This is a genomic window from Flexivirga lutea (genome assembly GCF_054778955.1).
The window spans coordinates 497,412-516,942 of record NZ_BAAGZB010000002.1 but is presented as its reverse complement, the minus strand read 5'-3'; the positions used below and the strand labels follow the sequence as shown (position 1 = coordinate 516,942).

Here is a 19,531-nt window from a genome sequence, read left to right as displayed (position 1 = left end):
ACGCGAACGCGATCGCCGTCGGTTTTGGCCGGGCCGCGGGCTCAGCAGGGCAGCGCCTGTTCCAGGTCGGCGCGCAGGTCGTCGACGTCCTCCAGTCCGATCGACAGCCGGACGACGCCGGCATCGGGCCGGGCGTCCGCGGGCACCGGGCGATGGGTGAGCGAGGCCGGGTGGGAGATCAACGAGGTGACGCCACCGAGTGAGACCGCGTGCTCGAAGAGCTGCACCGAACTCACCAGATGCGCGGCCGCGGCATACCCACCGGCGAGGCGCAGTGCGAACATCGCACCCGGACCGCGCAGCTGACGGCCGACCAGGCCGCGCGGGTCGCACTCCGGCAGCCCCGGGTAGAGCACCTGCTCGATGGCCGGGTGGTCGCTCGCCCAGCTGACCAGCTTGTCGGCGGAGGCCTGGCCGGCACGCACCCGCAGCGGCAGGGTCGCCAGGCCGCGGTGCAGCAGATAGCCGCCCAGCGGGTGCAGCAAGCTTCCGGTGATCGCGCGTACCCGACGCAACGCCTGGGCCCACCCGGTGCTCGTCGCCACCACGCCGGCGATCGCATCGCCATGGCCACCGATGAATTTCGTCGCGCTGTGCAGCACCAGCGCTGCACCGAACTGTGCGGGGTTCTGCAGGACCGGGGTCGCGAAGGTGTTGTCGACCACGACGGGTGCCGTGCCGGCGGCCGCGGTGATCGCCGCGATGTCGACCAGTTGCAGCGTCGGGTTGGCCGGGGTCTCGACCACCACCAGGCAGGTGTCCGGACGGGTCGCGTCGGCGACCTCTTCCGGTAGGCAGTACGTGGTGTCGATGTCCAGCAGCGGTGAGCCGAGCAGGTGATCCGTGCCGCCGTACAGCGGGCGTACGGCGACGACGTGCCGCCCCTGGTGCTCGCTCTTGGCCGCCAGTATGACGGCGGTCATCGCCGCCATGCCGGAGGAGAAGGCGACCGCCTCGTCCGTGCCTTCCAACGCCGCCAGGCCGTCCTCGAAGCGGGCGACGGTCGGGTTCCACAGCCGCGCATAGACGTTGCCGCCGTCCGGCACCGGCCGGCCGCCGCCGGCCATCGTCTCGTAGGACAGGCCGCTGGCATCGAGATCGGGCACCGGGTTGGTCGTCGACAGGTCGATCGGTGGAACATGCACGCCGTCTGCGGCCAGACCGGCGCGGCCGGCGTGCGTGGCGATCGAATCGAACTGCAGCGGCGGTGTCGTCATACTCCGAACGGTAGGAGGGATCCGCGCGAATGCGACCTCTTGCTGCAGATCCTGCGCCAGAATGCCTCAGGTGGGACGGAATCCGATGACAGGGCTGCCGCGATGACCGCGTTGTCGAAGAATCCTCCGCGGGGGCTGGACGGTGTCGACCTGGCCATCCTGGCCGAGCTCGCTGGTAACGCGCGCATCACCGGCGCGGCGCTCGCCAAGCGCGCCGGTATCGCGGAGTCGACGTGTGCCAAGCGGGTTCAGCTGTTGCGCGAGCGGGGAGTCATCACGGGGTTCACCACCCAGATGGATCTGGCCGCGCTCGGTCACCCCATCCAGGCCGTCATCGCGGTGCGGCTGACCAGCCACAACCGCGACCATGTGCTGCGGTTCCACGACACGCTCACCGCCATACCGGGTGTGCTGACGGTGTTCCACGTCGCCGGCGAGAACGACTACCTGCTGCACGTCGCGGTGCGAGGGCCGGAGCAGTTGCGCGACCTGGTGCTCGAGCACATCAACGTGCACCCGGGTGTGCGGCACACCGAGACGCAACTGGTGTTCAGTGTGATGCCCGGTGCTGGAGTCTTTGCTTAGCAGATCTGCCGCCAAGCCTCGATGAGGGAGGGGCCGTACCAGGTGATGAGGCGGCCGCTGATCAGTCGTGTCGGGGTGCGGAACACCTCGGGTCCGTCGTCCGCGGTGAACACGTACGGCTCGTCCGGCAGAAGTATGACGTCCGCCCCGGTGGCGTCGATGTCCGCGACCTCGGTGTGCGGGTACCGACCGGCGGCATCGGCATACACATTGTCGAAACCCGCGCGCCGCAACAGATCCCCGGTGAAGGTGCGCGCGCCGACCACCATCCACGGGTCGCGCCAGATCGGCACGGCGACCCGTGCGTGGACCGGTGGCAGCTTGCCGGACCACAGTTGCCGTGCCTCCTGCAGCCATGGCGGGCGTGCCCAGTGCAGCACGTCGTCATACAGCTGGTCGAACGCGGCGAATGCTTCGGGCACTGTTTCGATCTCGCTGACCCACACACGTATGCCGGACTCCCGCAGCCGGCGGACGTCCAACTCGCGGTTCTCCTCCTTGTTGGCCACGACCACGTCGGGCTGCAAGGATCGAATGACGTCGAGGTTCGGGTTCTTGGTACCGCGCACACGTGTCACGTCCAGGTCGGCGGGGTGGGTGCACCAGTCGGTGGCTCCCACCAAGGCATCGGGGCAGGAACCGGCCAACGCCTCGGTGATCGAGGGCACCAGCGAGACGACACGGCGTGCGGTCATCGGCATCTCCTCCTGACTCGATCCTTTCATCCCGGAGGCGGGGTCCCCCGGATGCCCCGGTGCCATGATGACGACATGGACTCGACGGCGACCACGGCATACCGCGCGGCACGGGACTTCCTGCTGCGGCACGACGACGACTACGTGGAGGCAACCCGCGGCTTCCGGTGGCCGGAGCTGGGCGACCAGTTCTGTTGGGCAGTCGACTGGTTCGACGCCATCGCGGTCGACAACGAACGGCCGGCGCTGGTCATCACCGAGCAGGACGGCTCACGCACGAGCCGCAGCTTCCAGGAGATGTCCCGGCGTTCGGATCAGGTCGCGACCTGGCTGCGCACGCTCGGGGTCGGCAAGGGCGACTCGGCCATCATCATGCTGAACAACCAGGTCGAGCTGTGGGAGACGATGCTCGGCGTGATGAAGCTGGGTGCCGTGGTCGTGCCCACCACGACGGCGGCCGGACCCGCCGACCTGACCGACCGGGTCGAACGGACGGCGGCTCGCGCGGTCGTGTGCAATCCCGTCGACACCGCCAAGTTCGACGAGGTGCCGGGGGACTACCTGCGGATCAGCGTCGGCGAGGCGGATGGTTGGCGCGACTTCGCCGGGGCGTTCACCGCCGAGTGGCAACCGGTCCCGCATCCCGGCACCGCCCCGCAGGACCGGCTGCTGCTCTACTTCACCTCCGGCACGACATCCAAGCCGAAGCTCGTGGAGCACACCCAGGTGTCCTACCCGGTCGGGCACCTGTCGACGATGTACTGGATCGGTCTGCGCCCCGGCGACATACACCTGAACGTCTCGTCACCCGGCTGGGCCAAGCACGCCTGGTCCAACTTCTTCGCGCCGTGGATCGGTGAGGCCACGATCTTCCTCTACAACTTCACGCGTTTCGACGCTGCCGCGATGCTGAATCAGCTGCGCACCGAGGGCGTCACCAGCTTCTGCGCACCGCCGACCGTATGGCGCATGCTGATCAACGCCGACCTGGGCGCGAAGCCGGACGCACTGCGCGAGGTCGTCGGCGCCGGAGAACCGTTGAACCCGGAGGTGATCCGGCAGATCGAGCGATGCTGGGGCCTGACCATCCGGGACGGTTACGGGCAGACCGAGACCAGTGTGCAGATCGCGAACACGCCGGGTTCGCAGGTGAAGCCGGGCTCGATGGGCCGCCCGTTGCCCGGTGTCCCGTCCGGCCTGGCCGACCCGGTCACCGGCGAGCTGTTGCCGGCCGACGCCGACGAGGGCGAGATCTGTCTCGACCTCGGCCAGCGTCCCGTCGGCCTGATGACCGGGTATGTCGCAGATCCCGAGCGTAACGACGCCGTCATGGCGCACGGCGTCTACCACACCGGCGACGTCGCCTCCCGCGACAGCGACGGTTACTACACCTACATCGGCCGCACCGACGACGTGTTCAAGGCGTCCGACTACAAGATCAGCCCGTTCGAGCTGGAGTCGGTGCTCATCGAGCACCCGGCCGTGGCGGAGGCCGCGATCGTGCCCGCGCCGGACCCGGTGCGACTGGCCGTGCCGAAGGCCTACATCGCGCTCGCGCCCGGCCACGAGCCCACGGAGCAGACGGCGTTCGAGATCCTCCAGTACGCGAGGGAGCACCTGGCGCCATACCAACGAGTGCGACGGGTGGAGTTCTACGAGCTGCCGAAGACGATCTCGGGCAAGATCCGCCGGGTCGAACTGCGCGGCCGCGAGGAGGAGATCGCCGGCGAGCGTCCGGTGCCCGAATGGCGCGACGACGATTTCCCGGAGTTGAAGAGCTAGCGCAGCACGACGGTGCGTAGTCCCTGCACGAACACCCTGCCCTCGCAGTGCCAACGCACCGCGTTGGACAGTGCTTTGCACTCGGTGTCCCTGCCCGCGGCGACCAGGTCGGCCGGCGTGTAGGCGTGGTCGACCTCCTGCACCTGCTGGGAGATGATCGGACCCTCGTCGAGGTCGCCGGTGACGTAATGCGCCGTCGCGCCAACGGTTTTCACGCCTCGCTCGTACGCCTGATGGTACGGCCTGGCGCCCTTGAAACTCGGCAGGAACGAGTGATGGATGTTGATCGCCCGGCCACTCAACGTGCGTGCGAGGTCGTCGGACAGGATCTGCATGTAACGCGCGAGCACGACCAGGTCCACGTCCAGCTCGTCGACCAGCTGCAGCAGGCGGGCCTCCGCCTCCGGCTTGGTGTCACGGGTCACCGGCACGTGGTGGAACGGCACCCGATGCCAGCGCACGAGGTCCTCGTGGTCGGGATGGTTGGAGACGACCGCGACGATCTCGATCGGCAGCTCGTCGACGTGGGTCCGGAAGAGCAGGTCGTTGAGGCAGTGCGCAAACTTGGACACCATGACCAGCACGCGCTGCTTGTCGGCCGCCCGGCGCAGTGCCGCACTCAACTGCCACTCGCGCCGCAGGAGGTCCAGTGAGCCATTGAGCGCCTCGAGGCCGGGATCGTCGTCGTCCGGCACGACGAAGTCGATGCGTCCCATGTAACGCCCGGCCGACTGGTCGTCGAACTGCTTCATCTCCCGGATGTCGGCACGGTGGTCGACGAGGAAACCGGTGACCGCGTGCAGCAGCCCCGGGCGTTCGGCACCGTCGAGGGTCAGCACGTAGCGGTGTGCACCGTTGTCTGGGCTCATGCCGAATCTCCTTGTCCTGCGAGCACTGTCCGTACGAGAAATATCCCTGCGAGCAACGTCCCTGCGAGCCGCTTCACTCAGCACTCAATCACGTTGACGGCCAGACCCCCGCGGCTGGTCTCCTTGTACTTGCTCTTCATGTCGCGTCCGGTCTGCCGCATGGTGCGGATGGCGGCATCCAGGCCCACCCGGTGATCACCGTCGCCCTGCATCGCCAGCCGGGCGGCGTTGATCGCCTTCACCGAGGCGATGGCATTGCGCTCGATGCACGGCACCTGCACCAGGCCCCCGACCGGGTCACAGGTGAGCCCGAGGTTGTGCTCGATGCCGATCTCGGCCGCGTTCTCCACCTGGTCCGGCGCACCGCCGAGGACGGCGCACAACGCGGCCGCGGCCATCGAGCAGGCGGACCCCACCTCGCCCTGGCAGCCGACCTCCGCGCCGGAGATGGAGGCGCCCTCCTTGAAGAGGATGCCGATGGCCGCGGCCGTCAGCAAAAAGTCGACCACGGCTGCCTCGTCGGCGCCGTCGACGAACCGGGTGAAATAGTGCAGCACCGCGGGCACGATGCCCGCGGCACCATTGGTCGGTGCCGTGACCACCCGGCCACCGGAGGCGTTCTCCTCGTTCACCGCCAGCGCGTAGAGATTCACCCACTCCATCGCCCACAACGGATCGCTCATCGTGCCGGTGCGGGCACGCTCGGCCGCCTCGTGAGCGCGCAGTTTCCGGCGCAGTTCCGGCGCCCGGCGCCGCACCTGCAGCCGACCGGGCAGGAACTTCTCGTCCCGGGTGCAGCCGTTCTCCACGCACTCCTGCATCACCGCCCAGATGCGTAGCAGGTGCGCTCGCGTCTCCGCCTCGGGCCGGAACGCCGCCTCATTGGCAAGCATCACCTCGGCAATCGAGCCGCCGGTGCGTGTGCATTGCGCGAGCAGATCCTCGGCCGTGGCGAAGGGATGTGGCACCGCCACCTCGTCCGCGCCGAGCCGTTCGCCGTCGTCCTTGTCGACGACGAAACCGCCTCCGACCGAATAGCTCTCGGTCTCGGCCAGCGCAGCGCCTGACGCGTCATACGCGATGAAGCGCAGGCCGTTCGGATGGCGGGGGAGCGGCTTGCGGTGGAACTCCACGTTCACGTCGGGGTCGAAGTCGATCGGGCGCGCGCCGCCGAGCATCAGCCTCCTTCGGTCGCAGATCTCGTCGAACTGTTCGAACGCCGCTGTCACATCGATGGTCTCGGGGTCAGCACCGGTCAGCCCGAGCACCACGGCCCGGTCGGTGCCGTGCCCGACGCCGGTGGCGGCCAGCGAACCGTGCAGCTGCACCGTCACCCGCTGCACCTGCCGGAGCATGGACTGCCGCCGCAGCCCGGCGACGAACCGGGCTGCGGCACGCATCGGGCCGACCGTGTGGGACGACGACGGCCCGATGCCGATGGAGAACAGGTCGAGCGCCGAGAGCGCCATCAGCGGTACTCGCGCATGCCGTCCAGCAGCCATCGCGCGGTGTGGGACGCGAACGAGGACCGCGGCATGATCCGCCAGACGTCGGCAGCGACCCGCCACAGGATGACGTTGACCGTTCCGAGCAGAGTGACCAGCGCGGATCCGGCCGGGAAGGTGATCGGGTCCAGGTCCAGCCGGCAGGACTTGTCGAGCACCTGCTGCGCGCGGGCCCCGCGCAGTTCCAGCGTTGTGCGGTTGGCCGACAGGTCGACCACCTGACCGGGCAACGCGCCGAGTGCGGCACTCAACCGGTCCACGATGCGGGCCGGATCCTCACCGCCGTTGGCCTCGTCCGGTGCCACGAGCAGGAATTCGTCCGGGCCCAGCCACAGCAGTTGCCGGTCGCCGCCGAGTTCGGTGACGTCACCGACACCGTGCGGCAGCGGTCCGGCCAGGGCCGCCTCCAGGGCGGCAGCCGAGGCGCTGCCCGGTTCGGCGCGCAACCCGACCTGGGCCAGGAACGGGATCTCGCGGAGGGCGACCTGTGGACTGCTGCCCGCGGCCAGTTCCTTCGCCATCCGCTGCAGGGGACTACGGCGGCGCTCCAACACTGCACTGCGCTCAACCATCGCGACGTGCTCCTTCCTTGTCGTAGACGACTGCTTCGGCGATCTGCACCGGGTGGAACCTGCCCTCGAACGAGGCCATCACCTGCTCACCGATCCGTGATCGGCCGTCCCGCACCAACGCCAACGCGAAGGTGCGATCCAGTGCCTCACTGCGGTAGCTGGAGGTGACATGGCCGATCATCGGGATCGGTTCGGCCGCGAAGCCGTCGATCGGCTCGGCTGGCGCGTCGGCCTCCGCCACCAGCTGACTGCCCTCGGGCAGCCGTAGCTCACGGTCCAACGGCAGCACGCTGACCAGCTGCTTGCGGCCCGCCTCGACGTGGCCAGCACGCGCGTAGGACCGCATCCCGATGAAGTCCTTCTTCTTCTTGGCCACCACCCAGTCCATCCCGAGATCCTGTGGCGTGACCGTCCCGTCGGTGTCCTGCCCCACGATGGGGAAGGCCTTCTCCGCGCGCAGCACGTGCATCGTCTCGGTGCCGTACGGCGTGATGCCGAACGGCGCACCGGCGTGCGTGATGTCGTCCCACACCGCCTCGCCGTACCAGCCACTGACGTTCACCTCGAAGGCCAGTTCGCCGGAGAACGTCACGCGGGCGATCCGAGCGGGTATGCCGCTGGCCAGCACCGTGTCGTGGAAGGCCATGAACTCGAAGCCCTCCTTCGAGACGTCCAGGTCCGGCGCGATCGCGTGGATGACGTCCCGCGAGCGCGGACCGGCCACAACCGTGGTGGACCACTGCTCGGTCACCGAGGTGCAGCAGACGTCCAGCTCGGGCCATTCGGTCTGGTGCCACTCCTCGAGCCAGTCGAGCACCCCGGCCGCGCCGCCGGTGGTGGTGGTCATCAGGTAACGGTCCTCCGCCAACCGGAACGAGACCCCGTCGTCGAACACCATGCCGTCCGGCCGGCACATCACGCCGTACCGCTGCTTGCCGACCGGGAGCTTGGCGAACGCGTTGGTGTAGATGCGGTTGAGGAAGGTCGGCGCATCCGTGCCGCGGATCTCTATCTTGCCCAGCGTCGAGCCGTCCATGTAGGCGACACCGGTTCGTGCTGCACGGCATTCACGGGCCACGGCCGCGCCCATGTCCTCACCCTCCTGCGGGTAGAACCACGGGCGCTTCCACTGGCCGACATCCTCGAACCGGGCTCCGCGGGCGACGTGCCGGGCTTGTGCCGGGGTCACCCTGGCCGGGTCATAGAGGTCGCCACGGGCCCGACCGGCCAGTGCTGCGAAGGCGACCGGCGTGAACGGTGCACGGAACGTGGTGGTTCCGATGGCACCGGGTGACGGCGGCGGGACGACGCCGCCGGCCAGACCCCCCTCGTCGGCCTCCGTGTTCTGTCCCTGGTCCTGACCCGGCTGACCGACGGGCATCGAGGCCATGTCGTGGTCGCCGAGCAGCTGGCTCAGCAGCCCGATGGTGAGCACCCCGCCGATCTTGCCCTGGTCCAGGCCGGTGCTGATCGAGGTGTACCGCTTCACGTGCTCGACCGAGCGCATCCCGGCACGGACCGCGCGCACGACGCCTGCGGCGGTCTCGTCGCGCTGAAGGTCGACGAAGTGGTTGTCGAATTCCCCATTCGGGGAAGCGATCACCCACACGGGATCGGTGCTGCCGGAACGGCTGCGACGGTCCTCGACGGTGATCGGCAGCGGTTGGCCGGCACCGGCCGCCCGGCCTTCGGCGACCGCGCCGTCGGTCCAGTAGGTGCCGGTGACCGCCCCGGCGAGCGTCTGGTCGCGGACAGTACCCGAGGGTACGAAGCCGAGCAGCGCGTCGTCCCAGGCCAACGCACCCTGCCGCTGTGAATGCAGGTTGACGTTGGCGGACCAGCCGCCGGAGACGCCCAACACGGCACAGTCCAGCAGCTGGGTGTCGTCATCGGCGCTCGCGCCGACCCGGGCGATGCGGATCCCTTCCAGCCGGCCGGTGCCCAGAGCCTCGACCACCACGCTGCCGTGACGGACATCCACGGAATCCGGGTCGGCGACGCCGGCCTGGGGCCGGCTGTCGACGAGCGTGACGTGTGCACCGGCCGCGGCCAGGTCGGCGGCAACGGCGTATGCCGAGTCGTTGGTGGTGAAGACGACGATCCGGTCGCCTGCCAGCACGCCGAAGCGGCCGAGGTAGTTCTGGACCGCCGAGGCGAGCATGATCCCGGGAAGGTCGTTGTTCGCGAACACCAGGGTCCGCTCGAACGCGCCGGTGGCCAGCACGACGCGTCCGGCATTGACGTGCCAGACCCGCTGACGGGAGACGCCGTCTCGTCGCGGCGCGTCGACGCGCTTCTCCAGGGCGATCAGGTAGTTGCTGTCGTAGCTGCCGAAAACACCTGTCCGAGTAAGGATCCGGCAGTTGTCCGATTGCTGCAGCTCCTCGTGCACATCGGTGATCCAGGCGCCGGCAGGGACCCCCTCGACGATCTCGTGCGGGCGGCCGAGCAGGCTGCCGCCCAGCGCGAAGTCCTGCTCGAAGAGGGTGACGCGGGCACCGGTCGCGGCAGCTGCACGGGCCGCGGCCAGGCCGGCCGGTCCGGCGCCGATGACGGCGACGTCGGTGTGGACGTGCATGTGGTCGTATTCGGCAGGATCGACCGATTGGTCGAGGTTGCCGATGCCGTCCTCCCAGGTCAGGTCCAGTCCCTCGAGGAGTTCGGTGGTGGTGGCCGGTTGCATCGACTCGCCATACCCACCGTTGATCCGCACGAAGGCATTGGGTTCTTCGACACCGCTGCTCAGCACGCCGCGGGGCCGACCGCGATAGATCGAGTCGCCCACCCGGACGATGCCGTTCGCCAGTGCAGCAGAGGCGACGGTGTCGCCGGCGAAGCCCTCCAACGGCCGGCCGTCGATCGTGAAGCGGCGTGCGGCGGCGCGGTCGACGACGCCGCCGGACTCGAGACGGTGTGCGCTCATGACTGCGCTCCTTGCGTGCTGTTCGCGTCGACCGGTGCTGCGCCGACGTAGGTGGAGGTGATGTCGTAGGTGCGGGTGTCACGCACGGCGTTGAACCACTTGCGGCAGCCGGCGCTGTGCACCCACCGCTCGCGAAAGGCGCCCTTGGGGTTGTCGCGGTAGAAGAGGTACTGCGCCCACTGCTCGTCGGTGAGCGCGTGCGGGTCCTCCGGGTAGGGGATGTGCGCCTGTCCGCCGTAGCCGAACTCGCCCTCCGGGCGGACGCCGCAGTGGGGGCATTCGATCATCAACATCTGAAGGTGTCCTCTCGGTGCTCAGTGGGCGACGGCAGCAGCGCCGTGTTCATCGATCAGCTCGCCGCTGACGAAGCGTTCGAGCGAGTAGGGGCGGTTGAGCTCGTGCGGTTCGTTGTGGGCGATGGTGTGTGCGAAGGCGAAACCGGCGCCAGGCACGGCCTTGAAACCGCCGGTGCCCCAACCGCAATCGACATACATGCCCTCGACGGGCGTGAGCCCCATGATCGGTGACGCATCCAGCGTGACGTCGACGATGCCGCCCCAGGTGCGCAGCAGGTGTGCGCGCGAGAAGGCCGGGAAGAGTTCGACCGCAGCCGACATCTGGTGCTCGATGACTTGGAACGACCCGCGTTGGCCGTAGCCGTTGTAGGAGTCGACACCGGCGCCCATGACCAGCTCGCCCTTGTGCGCCTGCGAGACGTAGACGTGCACGTGATTGGACATCACCACGGTCGGGTGAATCATCTCGTGCAGCTCGGAGACGAGGGCCTGCAACGGATGGGACTGGATCGGCACCCGGAAGCCGGCCAGCTCGGTCAGCGTCGAGGTGTGGCCGGCGGCGGCGAGGGCGACGCGTCCTGCCTTGATGTTGCCCCGGGTGGTCCGCACGCCGACGACGCGGTCGCCGTCCATGTCGAAGCCGGTCACCTCGCAGTTCTGGATCAGGTCGACGCCGAGCTCGCTGGCCCGACGTGCATATCCCCAAGCGACCCAGTCGTGCTTGGCGATGCCGGCCCGCGGCTGGTAGGTCGCGCCCATCACCGGGTAGCGGATGTCCTGGCCAATGTTGATGATCGGGCAGATCTCCTTGACCTGCTCGGGGGTGACGAACTCGGCGTCCACGCCGTTGAGCCGGTTCGCCTCCACCCGGCGCACCGAGTCGCGCACGTCCTGCAGGGTGTGGGCGAGGTTGAGCACGCCGCGCTGGGAGAAGAAGATGTCGTAGCCGAGCTCGTCCTCCAGGCCTTCCCAGAGCTTGAGCGACTTCTCGTAGATCGCGGCCGACTCGTCCCACAGATAGTTGCTGCGGATGATGGTGGTGTTCCGGGCCATGTTGCCGCCGGCCAGCCAACCCCGTTCCAGCACGGCCACGTTGGTGATGCCGTGGACCTTGGCGAGGTAGTAGGCGGTCGCCAGGCCGTGGCCGCCGCCGCCGACGATGACGACGTCGTAGGAGTCCTGCGGGTCGGGATTGCGCCACAGGAACGACGGGTGGGCCGGCAGTGCTCGCTGGTTGCTCATCAGTTCTCCTGGTGGGCGAGATCGGGGTAGAGCGGGAAGCGCGCAGTGAGCGCGGCGACACGAGAGCGCAGGTGGTCCGCGACCGCGTCGATGTCGTCGGCAACGAGTGTCGCCGCGATGATGTCGGCGACCTCGGTGAACTCCGTGTCACCGAAGCCGCGGGTCGCGAGCGCCGGCGTACCGATCCGCAGCCCGGAGGTGACCATCGGAGGTCGAGGATCGTCGGGAACGGCGTTGCGGTTCACCGTGATGCCGATGCGGTGCAGCCGGTCCTCGGCCTGTTTACCGTCCAGTGCTGCCTCGCGCAGGTCGACGAGGATCAGGTGCACATCGGTGCCACCGGACAGCACGCGCACCCCCTGCTGTGCCGTGTCGGCCTGCAGCAGCCGCTCGGCAAGGATGCGCGCGCCGGAGAGAGTGCGGCGCTGCCGGTCTGCGAATTCGTCCGACGCGGCAGCGCGGAACGCGACGGCCTTCGCGGCGATGACGTGTTCCAGCGGGCCGCCCTGCATGCCGGGGAAGACCGCCGAGTTGATCTTCTTGGCGAGCGCCGCATCGTTGGTCAGGATGATGCCGCCGCGCGGGCCGCCGAGGGTCTTGTGGGTGGTGCTGGTGGTGACGTCGGCATACGCGACCGGGTTGGGGTGCAGCCCGGCGGCAACCAAACCGGCGAAGTGCGCCATGTCGACCATCAGTAGCGCCCCGACCTCGTCGGCGATCGCGCGGAAGGCCGCGAAGTCCAGCGTGCGCGGGTATGCCGACCAGCCGGCCACGATCATCTTCGGACGGTGTTGGCGGGCGAGCCTGGCGACCTCGTCCATGTCGATCCGGCCGCTGTCGTCCACGTGATAGGCGGCGACGTCGAACATCCTGCCGCTGTAGTTGATCCGCATGCCATGGGTCAGGTGGCCACCGTGGGCCAGATCGAGGCCGAGGATGGTGTCGCCCGGCTGCAGCAGGGCGAAGTAGACGGCGGTGTTGGCCTGGGCGCCCGAGTGCGGCTGGACGTTGGCGTATGCCGCGCCGAACAGCGCCTTGGCCCGGTCGATCGCGAGGCTCTCGATGACGTCCACGTGTTCGCAGCCGCCGTAGTACCGCCGGCCGGGATAGCCCTCGGCGTACTTGTTGGTCAGCACGCTGCCCTGCGCCTGGAGCGCGGCGACCGGCGCGAAGTTCTCGGAGGCGATCATCTCCAGCGTGTCCTGCTGGCGGTGCAGTTCCTGCGCGATCGCGGCAGCGACCTCCGGGTCTGCCTGAGCCAGCGGCGAATTGAAGCCGCCTTGCGCCCTACCGGGTCCTGCTGCGTCCGGCAGGACGGTGCTTGCTGTGGTCACGACGCTTCCTTCCGCGAGTGAGATCGACGACTGATATATCAGTTGTCGGGTAAGCTAGGCCCGCACTCCCGACCTGTCAACCCCTGGAGGTGCGCCATGATGCGGACCGTGCCCAACCACGTGCGGACCCACGGATCGTTGACCGAGGCTGCCTACCAGGCGCTCAAGGAGCGCTTGGTGTTGCTCGACATCGAGCCGGGGGATCCGCTGAGCGAACACGCGCTCGCCGCGGAGCTGGCGGTCGGTCGCACGCCGTTGCGCGAGGCGCTCAAGCGCCTGGAGTCCGACCATCTGGTCGTGACCTACCCCCGGCGGGGCACGTTCGCCACCCCGGTCGACATCACCGCCCTGTCGGAGATCTCCGAGATCCGCCGGGCGCTCGAACCGCTGGCCGCCGGGCTGGGCGCGGTGCGCGCCGACGCCGAGAACCGCCGCGAGCTGGAGGAGCTGCGCGACGGGCTGCGCTCGCTGCCCTCGGCGACGTCGCCCCGCGACCACATGGAGTGGGACCTGCAGGTCCACCGCGCGATCTATCGGGCGACGCACAACGGCCACCTGGAGACCGCGCTCGTGCGCTACGGCAACCTGGCCACCCGCATCTGGTCGGTCGCGGCGCCACGCCTGGCCGACGTGGGATCGCACATCCTCGAGCACATCGAGCTGCTCGACGCGGTGTTGCAGGGCGGGAGCGAGCACGCCGAGCGGTTGATGCTGGAGCACATGGAGGCCTTCGAGGTGCGGATTCGCACCGTGCTGTAGGTCGCCTGCACGACGACCCGGCAGCGGCGACCGGGAATTACTGGCAAGTAGCTCTTGACGGGTGGCGCGGATCACATCTAGTTTCGGTGCAACCAAGTTGCGTTCAACGCAACAAGAACGTTCTCGAGGGAAACGCCTCGGTCGGCAACAGCTCTCCGCGGCACCTGAACTCATCCACGCAGCACGAGGCGGACGGGCCGACCGGACCGGATCTCCCGATCCCGGCCACGACGCCGTCTCGGCGGCTACAGCGGACCGCTGGGTCCCGACACCCGGAATCCCTTCCCCCAGAAAGAACCGGAATGCAAACCACTGATGCATCAGCCGACGAAGGCCGGACGGCCGACGTCGAGGACGTGTTGCAGCCGATCCCCGAGTCGAAGCGGACGACCAAGGTCTCCGGTCAGTTCTGGATCTGGCTCGGCGCCAACGTCGCGCCGATCAACTGGATCCTCGGCGCCCTCGGCGTCCAACTCGGGCTGAGCCTGCGCGACACCATGATCGTGCTCGTCGTCGGCAACCTCATCGGCATGTTCGGCTTCGGCTTCTTCGTGCTGCTCGGGCAACGCTCCGGAGCCACCGGAATGTTGTTGTCCCGCGGCGCTTTCGGCCGCAAAGGCGCCTACCTGCCGGCCGCCATACAGGCGATCGTCGCCATCGGCTGGGCCGCCGTGAACACCTGGATCATCCTCGACCTGGTGATGAGTCTCTTCGGCCTGCTCGGCTGGGTGGACCCGCACGCGCACAACTATGGCGCGCGCATCGCCGTCGCGGCATTGATCATGGTCGTGCAGGTCACCATCTGCTTCCTCGGTTACCGCGCCATCGCCGCCTTCGAACGTTGGTCGATGCCACCCACCATGATCGTGCTGACCATCATGACGATCCTGGCCTGGACCAAGGTCGACGTGAACTGGGGCTACCAGGGCGCGGGCCTGCACGGCACCGCGCGCTTCGCGACGATGACCGCGATCATGACCGCCATCGGCATCGGCTGGGGTATCGGGTGGTTCACCTACGCACCCGACTACTCCCGGTTCGTCAGTCGCACCGTCCCGCGCCGCCGGCTCTACCTGGCCAGCGTCTCGGGCCAGATCATCCCGGTGATCTGGCTGGGCGCGCTGGGTGCGTCACTGGCCACCACGAACCCCAAGGCCGACCCCGGCCAGTTGATCGCCGGCAGCTTCGGCACCATGGCGATCCCGATCATCCTGTTGGTGATCCACGGGCCGATCGCGACGAACATCATCAACATGTACACCTTCAGCGTCGCCAGCCAGGCCCTCGACATCAAGATCTCCCGGCGCAACCTGTCGCTGCTGGTCGGCGGGCTGTCGATGTGCGCCGTGATCGGCTTCATGTTCGCCGGGGACTTCGCCACCGTGGTCGACACCTGGCTGGTCGCGATCGCCGGCTGGGTCGCCACCTGGGGCGGCATCATGGCGGTGCACTACTTCATCTTCGAGCGCAAGCACCGCAACTACGACTACCTCTTCCGCGACCCCAAGGACACCCACCTCAAGGCGGTCAACAAGTACGCGATCATCGCCTTCTTCTGCGGGCTGTTCATGACCTGGATGTTCATGTATGGCGGCATCCCCGCCCTGCAGGGACCGGCAGCCCGCGCCCTCGGGGGCGCCGACTTCTCCTGGCTGGCCGGCACCGTCACCTCCGGCAGCATCTACTTCCTCACCGGCTACCGACGGTTCAAGAGCCGGATCCACGACGGCATCCCGCTCGGGATCCGCGGTGACATCGAGGACCACCAGGCGGTCGCAGAGCTGCAGTCCTGTGAGCAGGATGCTCTGGTCCGCGATCGGGCCGAGGAGGAGGGGGTTCCGGCGTGAGAGAACTCTTCCACCCGCCATCGGGCTTCCCGTGGCCCGAAGGCAAGAAGTTCGCCGCATCGCTGACCTTCGACGTCGACGCGGAAGCCGGTGCGCTGGCCTTCGATGCGACCTTCCACCGGCGTATGTCGCTGATGAGCCACCAGAGTTACGGACCCACCGTGGCGGTTCCGAAGCTGCTGGCGATGCTCGAGCACCACGACATACCAGCGACGTTCTTCGTGCCCGGCTACACGGCCGACCTCTACCCGGACATGGTCAAGCAGATCGCCGACGGCGGCCACGAGATCGCGCACCACGGCTGGATGCACGAGAAGACCACCGCGCTGACCGACGCGCAGGAGGCCGAGATGCTCGACCGGGGGCTGGAGAGCCTGGACCGCGTCGGCGTCCGTCCGGTCGGCTACCGCGCGCCCTGGTGGGAGTACAACTACCGCACGACGGATCTGCTGCTGGAGCGCGGGTTCGCCTACGACTCCAGCCTGTTGGACGGTGACGTGCCCTATCGGTTCACGTCCGCCGATGGCGTCGAGCGCGATCTGGTGGAGATCCCGGTCGACTGGGCCCTGGACGACTGGGAGCAGTTCGCCTTCTACCCGGAGTGGACCGGAAGCGGACTCATCGAGTCGCCACGCAAGGCGCTGGAGATGTGGTCCGACGAGGCGACAGTGGCGGCCACGGCCGGCAACTGCTTCGTGCTGACCAACCACCCGTTCATCTCCGGGCGACCGACCAGGCTCAGTGCACTCTCCGAACTGGTCGAGCACATCACGTCGCTCGACGGTGTGTGGTTCGCAACCCTCCAGCAGATCGCCGAGCACACCGCAAACACCTTGTCCAACATACGGATCCATCGCCGGATCGCTGATCCCGGCCCCCAGCCCGGCCAGAGCGGTGACGGACACCCGCTGGGCCACCTGCACGACAACCTCTCGACAGAAGGAGACCTCTCATGACGACCACCGCTTCCCCCGCCACCAGCGTCGCCGACCTCGAGCGCCTGAAGGTGCTGCACAACGGGTCGAAGGTGCCGCTGACCTTCAGCGACGCCGAGCTCGAGCGGCGCATCGACGGCCTGCGGTCGATCATGTCCGACCTGCAGCTGGACGCCGTCGTGCTGACGTCATACCACTCGATCAAGTACTACAGCGACTTCCTGTTCACCTACTTCGGCCGGTCCTACGCCATGGTGGTGACGGCGAACGACACGGTGACGATCACCGCCAACATCGACGCCGGTATGCCGTGGCGCCGCTCCTACGGCGAGAACATCGTCTACACCGACTGGAACCGCGACAACTACTACTACGCCATCCAGCAGGCCCTCAAGCAGCGCGGCGTGACGGCCAAGCGCGTCGGTGTCGAGGACGACCAGCTGCCGCTGCTGCTGCGGCAGCGGCTGGCTTCCGCACTCGATGGTGCCGAGCTGGTCGACGTGTCGCAGGCCGCGATGCGGCAGCGGATGATCAAGTCCCCTGAGGAGATCGAGGTCATCAAGCACGGGGCGCGCATCGGTGACCTCGGCGGTGAGGCGATCCGGCGGGCGATCAAGGTCGGCGTCGCCGAGTACGAGGTGGCGCTCGCCGGGACCGAGGCGATGACCCATGAGATCGCCAAAACGTTCCCCAACAGCGAGATTCGCGACACCTGGGTCTGGTTCCAGTCGGGCATCAACACCGACGGCGCACACAACTGGTCGACCACCCGGAAGCTGGAGGACGGCGACATCCTGTCGCTCAACTGCTTCCCGATGACGTCCGGCTACTACACCGCCCTGGAACGCACCCTCTTCCTCGGTGAGCCGGACGCCCGGTCGCTCGAGCTGTGGAACATCAACGTGGAGGTGCACCGGGCCGGCCTGGAGCTGATCAAGCCCGGCGCGGTCTGTAAGGACATTGCGGCGCAGCTCAACGAGATCTACGTCGGCTACGGCTTGCTGCCCAACCGCACCTTCGGCTACGGCCACTCCTTCGGTGTGTTGTCGCACTACTACGGTCGCGAGGCGGGCCTGGAGCTGCGCGAGGACATCGACACCGTGCTCGAGCCGGGCATGGTTGTGTCGATGGAGCCGATGATCACCGTGCCGGAGGGCGAGCCCGGAGCGGGCGGCTACCGCGAGCACGACATCCTCGTCGTCGGCGACGACGGCGCCGAGAACATCACCAAGTTCCCGTTCGGTCCGGAGCAGAACATCATCAGCGCCTGACGACACCCCGGACACCCGGGGACGGGCTGGTGCGGCGGAGCCGGCTCGTCCCCCGGTCGCTGCGTTCGCACGTCGTATGGCCGAGAATGCGCCACCATCGCGGGTGGCACGGAGGAGGATGACAACCATGCACCTGAACGCACTGCGCGAACGCTTCTCACGATCGGCGTTCGAGGCCGCCGTCGAGGCGGCCGAAGCGTCGCTCGCCGACGGTGGCGTGCCGATCGGGTCGGCGCTGGAGCGCGGCGGAGCGCTGCTGGCCAGCGGCCACAACCAGCGGGTGCAACACAGTGACCCGACCGCGCACGGAGAGATCGACTGCCTGCGCCGGGCCGGTCGCATCGGCTCGTATGCCGGCACGATCCTGCACACCACTCTCGCGCCGTGCGCGATGTGCTCCGGCGCAATCGTGCAGTTCGGGATCACCGACGTCGTCGTGGGTGAGAACCGCACGTTCGCAGGAGAACTCGAGTGGTTGCGCAGCCGAGGGGTCACCGTCCTGGTGCTCGACGACGACCGGTGTGCCGGGCTGATGGCACAGTTCCAGCAGCGCTTCCCGCGGGTGTGGGCCGAGGACATCGGCACCCTGCCGGGCGACGATGCGAAGTAGCATCCGAGGAGATCCGCAGCGTAAGCGACCGGGAGGGGAGGAGCGAGCCGATGGCCGAGCAGATCGCCAGGACACCGCGTGGCACGTCACCCGTGGCCACCGCGATGGCCGTACTGCGCTGCTTCAGCCCCGACCGTCCGGTGCTCGGCGTCGTCGAGATCGCCGAGCAGATCGGGCTGCACAAGTCGTCCGTCTCCCGGATGATGACCACCCTCGAGGCGGAGGACCTGGTCGAGCAGGACCCGCTGTCCAAGAAGTTCCGGCTCGGCCTCGGTCTGCTCAGTGTCGCTGGCGCGCTGCTGGCCGACCTCGACGTACGCCGTGCCGCGCTGCCGGTGCTCACCGCGTTGACCGAGCGGACCGGCGAGACCAGTTCGCTGGTGATCTGGGACGTGTCCGCGGCGGTCATCGTCGAGCAGGTGCCTTCCGCGAACCCGATCAAGCACGCCACCGAGCTGGGCACGCGTTACAGCCGGATCGAGGATGCATCGGTCCGGGTGCGCCTGGCAGCGCTGACGGACGACGAACGCGAGGAGTCCTTCGCCGCCGCGTCGATCAGCGCGGCGGCATACCGGCGACTGGCCGCGAAGGACAGCGTGCACGGCGCAGCTCGCATCGCGGTGAACGACGGCGACACGACGCCGGACGAGGTGGGTGTGGCGGCCGCGGTGCACGACCACCGGGGGCGGCTGATCGCCGCGATCCTGCTTGCCGCGCCGCGCTATCGGGTCGGCCCGGAGCGACTTTCGCAGCTGTGCGATGACTGCCGACTGGCGGCGGCCGACCTCACCCGCGCCCTGGGCGGCACTCCGGGGCAACGCAGCGCGTAGTCGTCCCCCGGGCGTTCGAGCACGAGCGCGGAGTGACCACGACGGCGGGCCCCGACGGGTCCGCGCGCCCGGGCGGCGAACACCCCGCCCAGTCGGTGAGATCGGTCAACTGCTGGACACCGTGCGGTCACCCTCACCGTGCTACCGTCAAGGCTCGACTGCAGTTGCAGTTCCTCGTGGTGCGGCGCCCGACTCACTGGTTGGGCGCCGAGTTTGTGAGCGGACGGTTCACTCCATTGGGGGGATGCCTCGGCGGTCA

17 protein-coding genes are annotated in these 19,531 nt (G+C 68.4%); 8 read left to right on the top strand and 9 right to left on the bottom strand.

Annotation, left to right across the window (positions count from 1 at the left end; genetic code table 11):
• Positions 1-41: 41 nt before the first annotated feature.
• Positions 42-1,217, bottom strand: coding sequence for a trans-sulfuration enzyme family protein (locus ACYVBN_RS08860; protein WP_460600183.1), 1,176 nt, complete (start codon positions 1,215-1,217; stop codon positions 42-44).
• A gap of 102 nt (positions 1,218-1,319) precedes the next feature.
• Between ACYVBN_RS08860 and ACYVBN_RS08855 the strand changes: the two genes are divergently transcribed.
• Positions 1,320-1,802, top strand: a complete 483-nt coding sequence (locus ACYVBN_RS08855) for an Lrp/AsnC family transcriptional regulator (RefSeq protein ID WP_460600182.1) — start codon at positions 1,320-1,322, stop codon at positions 1,800-1,802.
• Here the strand turns inward: ACYVBN_RS08855 and ACYVBN_RS08850 are convergent.
• On the bottom strand, positions 1,799-2,497 hold the full coding sequence (locus ACYVBN_RS08850) for a helical backbone metal receptor (RefSeq protein ID WP_460600181.1): 699 nt from the start codon (positions 2,495-2,497) through the stop codon (positions 1,799-1,801). The genes ACYVBN_RS08855 and ACYVBN_RS08850 overlap by 4 nt on opposite strands.
• 75 nt (positions 2,498-2,572) lie before the next feature.
• Here ACYVBN_RS08850 and ACYVBN_RS08845 point away from each other — a divergent pair, with 75 nt between their 5' ends.
• On the top strand, positions 2,573-4,279 hold the full coding sequence (locus ACYVBN_RS08845; RefSeq protein ID WP_460600180.1) for an acyl-CoA synthetase family protein: 1,707 nt from the start codon (positions 2,573-2,575) through the stop codon (positions 4,277-4,279).
• Here the strand turns inward: ACYVBN_RS08845 and purU are convergent.
• The 7 genes from purU to glyA form a co-directional block, all read right to left on the bottom strand.
• Positions 4,276-5,148, bottom strand: coding sequence for a formyltetrahydrofolate deformylase (purU, locus tag ACYVBN_RS08840; RefSeq protein WP_460600179.1), 873 nt, complete (start codon positions 5,146-5,148; stop codon positions 4,276-4,278). The genes ACYVBN_RS08845 and purU overlap by 4 nt on opposite strands.
• Before the next feature lie 77 nt (positions 5,149-5,225).
• Positions 5,226-6,617, bottom strand: a complete 1,392-nt coding sequence (locus tag ACYVBN_RS08835; protein WP_460600178.1) for a serine dehydratase alpha family protein — start codon at positions 6,615-6,617, stop codon at positions 5,226-5,228.
• Positions 6,617-7,225, bottom strand: a complete 609-nt coding sequence (locus ACYVBN_RS08830) for a sarcosine oxidase subunit gamma (RefSeq protein WP_460600177.1) — start codon at positions 7,223-7,225, stop codon at positions 6,617-6,619. Before ACYVBN_RS08830 ends, ACYVBN_RS08835 begins: the two co-directional genes overlap by 1 nt.
• Complete coding sequence (locus ACYVBN_RS08825) at positions 7,218-10,148, bottom strand: aminomethyltransferase family protein (protein ID WP_460600176.1); 2,931 nt, start codon at positions 10,146-10,148, stop codon at positions 7,218-7,220. The genes ACYVBN_RS08830 and ACYVBN_RS08825 overlap by 8 nt, the downstream gene beginning before the upstream one ends.
• Positions 10,145-10,441, bottom strand: a complete 297-nt coding sequence (locus tag ACYVBN_RS08820) for a sarcosine oxidase subunit delta (protein ID WP_460600175.1) — start codon at positions 10,439-10,441, stop codon at positions 10,145-10,147. Before ACYVBN_RS08820 ends, ACYVBN_RS08825 begins: the two co-directional genes overlap by 4 nt.
• Before the next feature lie 21 nt (positions 10,442-10,462).
• On the bottom strand, positions 10,463-11,686 hold the full coding sequence (locus ACYVBN_RS08815) for a sarcosine oxidase subunit beta family protein (protein WP_460600174.1): 1,224 nt from the start codon (positions 11,684-11,686) through the stop codon (positions 10,463-10,465).
• Positions 11,686-12,999 carry a serine hydroxymethyltransferase gene (gene glyA, locus ACYVBN_RS08810; RefSeq protein WP_460600837.1) on the bottom strand — a complete coding sequence of 438 codons (1,314 nt, stop codon included), beginning with the start codon at positions 12,997-12,999 and terminating at the stop codon, positions 11,686-11,688. The genes ACYVBN_RS08815 and glyA overlap by 1 nt, the downstream gene beginning before the upstream one ends.
• 117 nt (positions 13,000-13,116) lie before the next feature.
• Here glyA and ACYVBN_RS08805 point away from each other — a divergent pair, with 117 nt between their 5' ends.
• From ACYVBN_RS08805 to ACYVBN_RS08780, 6 genes are all read left to right on the top strand, one after another.
• The gene (locus ACYVBN_RS08805) at positions 13,117-13,779 is read left to right on the top strand and encodes a GntR family transcriptional regulator (protein ID WP_460600173.1); all 663 of its coding nucleotides are present in this window, start codon (positions 13,117-13,119) and stop codon (positions 13,777-13,779) included.
• A gap of 302 nt (positions 13,780-14,081) precedes the next feature.
• The gene (locus ACYVBN_RS08800; RefSeq protein WP_440283365.1) at positions 14,082-15,626 is read left to right on the top strand and encodes a purine-cytosine permease family protein; all 1,545 of its coding nucleotides are present in this window, start codon (positions 14,082-14,084) and stop codon (positions 15,624-15,626) included.
• The gene (locus ACYVBN_RS08795) at positions 15,623-16,582 is read left to right on the top strand and encodes a polysaccharide deacetylase family protein (protein WP_460600172.1); all 960 of its coding nucleotides are present in this window, start codon (positions 15,623-15,625) and stop codon (positions 16,580-16,582) included. Before ACYVBN_RS08800 ends, ACYVBN_RS08795 begins: the two co-directional genes overlap by 4 nt.
• On the top strand, positions 16,579-17,832 hold the full coding sequence (locus ACYVBN_RS08790) for an aminopeptidase P family protein (RefSeq protein WP_460600171.1): 1,254 nt from the start codon (positions 16,579-16,581) through the stop codon (positions 17,830-17,832). The genes ACYVBN_RS08795 and ACYVBN_RS08790 overlap by 4 nt, the downstream gene beginning before the upstream one ends.
• A gap of 118 nt (positions 17,833-17,950) precedes the next feature.
• On the top strand, positions 17,951-18,442 hold the full coding sequence (locus ACYVBN_RS08785; protein WP_460600170.1) for a nucleoside deaminase: 492 nt from the start codon (positions 17,951-17,953) through the stop codon (positions 18,440-18,442).
• A gap of 50 nt (positions 18,443-18,492) precedes the next feature.
• Positions 18,493-19,272 (top strand): IclR family transcriptional regulator, encoded by a 780-nt coding sequence (locus ACYVBN_RS08780; RefSeq protein WP_460600169.1) that lies wholly within the window; start codon positions 18,493-18,495, stop codon positions 19,270-19,272.
• Positions 19,273-19,531 lie beyond the last annotated feature (259 nt).

Bases quoted from the DNA above. Each gene is read 5' to 3' on its own strand.
- ACYVBN_RS08855 (WP_460600182.1), top strand. From the start codon at position 1,320: ATGACCGCGTTGTCGAAGAATCCTCCGCGGGGGCTGGACGGTGTCGAC.
- ACYVBN_RS08830 (WP_460600177.1), bottom strand. From the start codon at position 7,225: ATGGTTGAGCGCAGTGCAGTGTTGGAGCGCCGCCGTAGTCCCCTGCAG.
- ACYVBN_RS08860 (WP_460600183.1), bottom strand. From the start codon at position 1,217: ATGACGACACCGCCGCTGCAGTTCGATTCGATCGCCACGCACGCCGGC.
- ACYVBN_RS08780 (WP_460600169.1), top strand. From the start codon at position 18,493: ATGGCCGAGCAGATCGCCAGGACACCGCGTGGCACGTCACCCGTGGCC.
- ACYVBN_RS08845 (WP_460600180.1), top strand. From the start codon at position 2,573: ATGGACTCGACGGCGACCACGGCATACCGCGCGGCACGGGACTTCCTG.
- ACYVBN_RS08785 (WP_460600170.1), top strand. From the start codon at position 17,951: ATGACAACCATGCACCTGAACGCACTGCGCGAACGCTTCTCACGATCG.
- ACYVBN_RS08835 (WP_460600178.1), bottom strand. From the start codon at position 6,617: ATGGCGCTCTCGGCGCTCGACCTGTTCTCCATCGGCATCGGGCCGTCG.
- ACYVBN_RS08800 (WP_440283365.1), top strand. From the start codon at position 14,082: ATGCAAACCACTGATGCATCAGCCGACGAAGGCCGGACGGCCGACGTC.
- ACYVBN_RS08805 (WP_460600173.1), top strand. From the start codon at position 13,117: ATGATGCGGACCGTGCCCAACCACGTGCGGACCCACGGATCGTTGACC.
- ACYVBN_RS08820 (WP_460600175.1), bottom strand. From the start codon at position 10,441: ATGTTGATGATCGAATGCCCCCACTGCGGCGTCCGCCCGGAGGGCGAG.
- ACYVBN_RS08850 (WP_460600181.1), bottom strand. From the start codon at position 2,497: ATGACCGCACGCCGTGTCGTCTCGCTGGTGCCCTCGATCACCGAGGCG.
- ACYVBN_RS08825 (WP_460600176.1), bottom strand. From the start codon at position 10,148: ATGAGCGCACACCGTCTCGAGTCCGGCGGCGTCGTCGACCGCGCCGCC.
- purU (WP_460600179.1), bottom strand. From the start codon at position 5,148: ATGAGCCCAGACAACGGTGCACACCGCTACGTGCTGACCCTCGACGGT.
- ACYVBN_RS08790 (WP_460600171.1), top strand. From the start codon at position 16,579: ATGACGACCACCGCTTCCCCCGCCACCAGCGTCGCCGACCTCGAGCGC.
- ACYVBN_RS08815 (WP_460600174.1), bottom strand. From the start codon at position 11,686: ATGAGCAACCAGCGAGCACTGCCGGCCCACCCGTCGTTCCTGTGGCGC.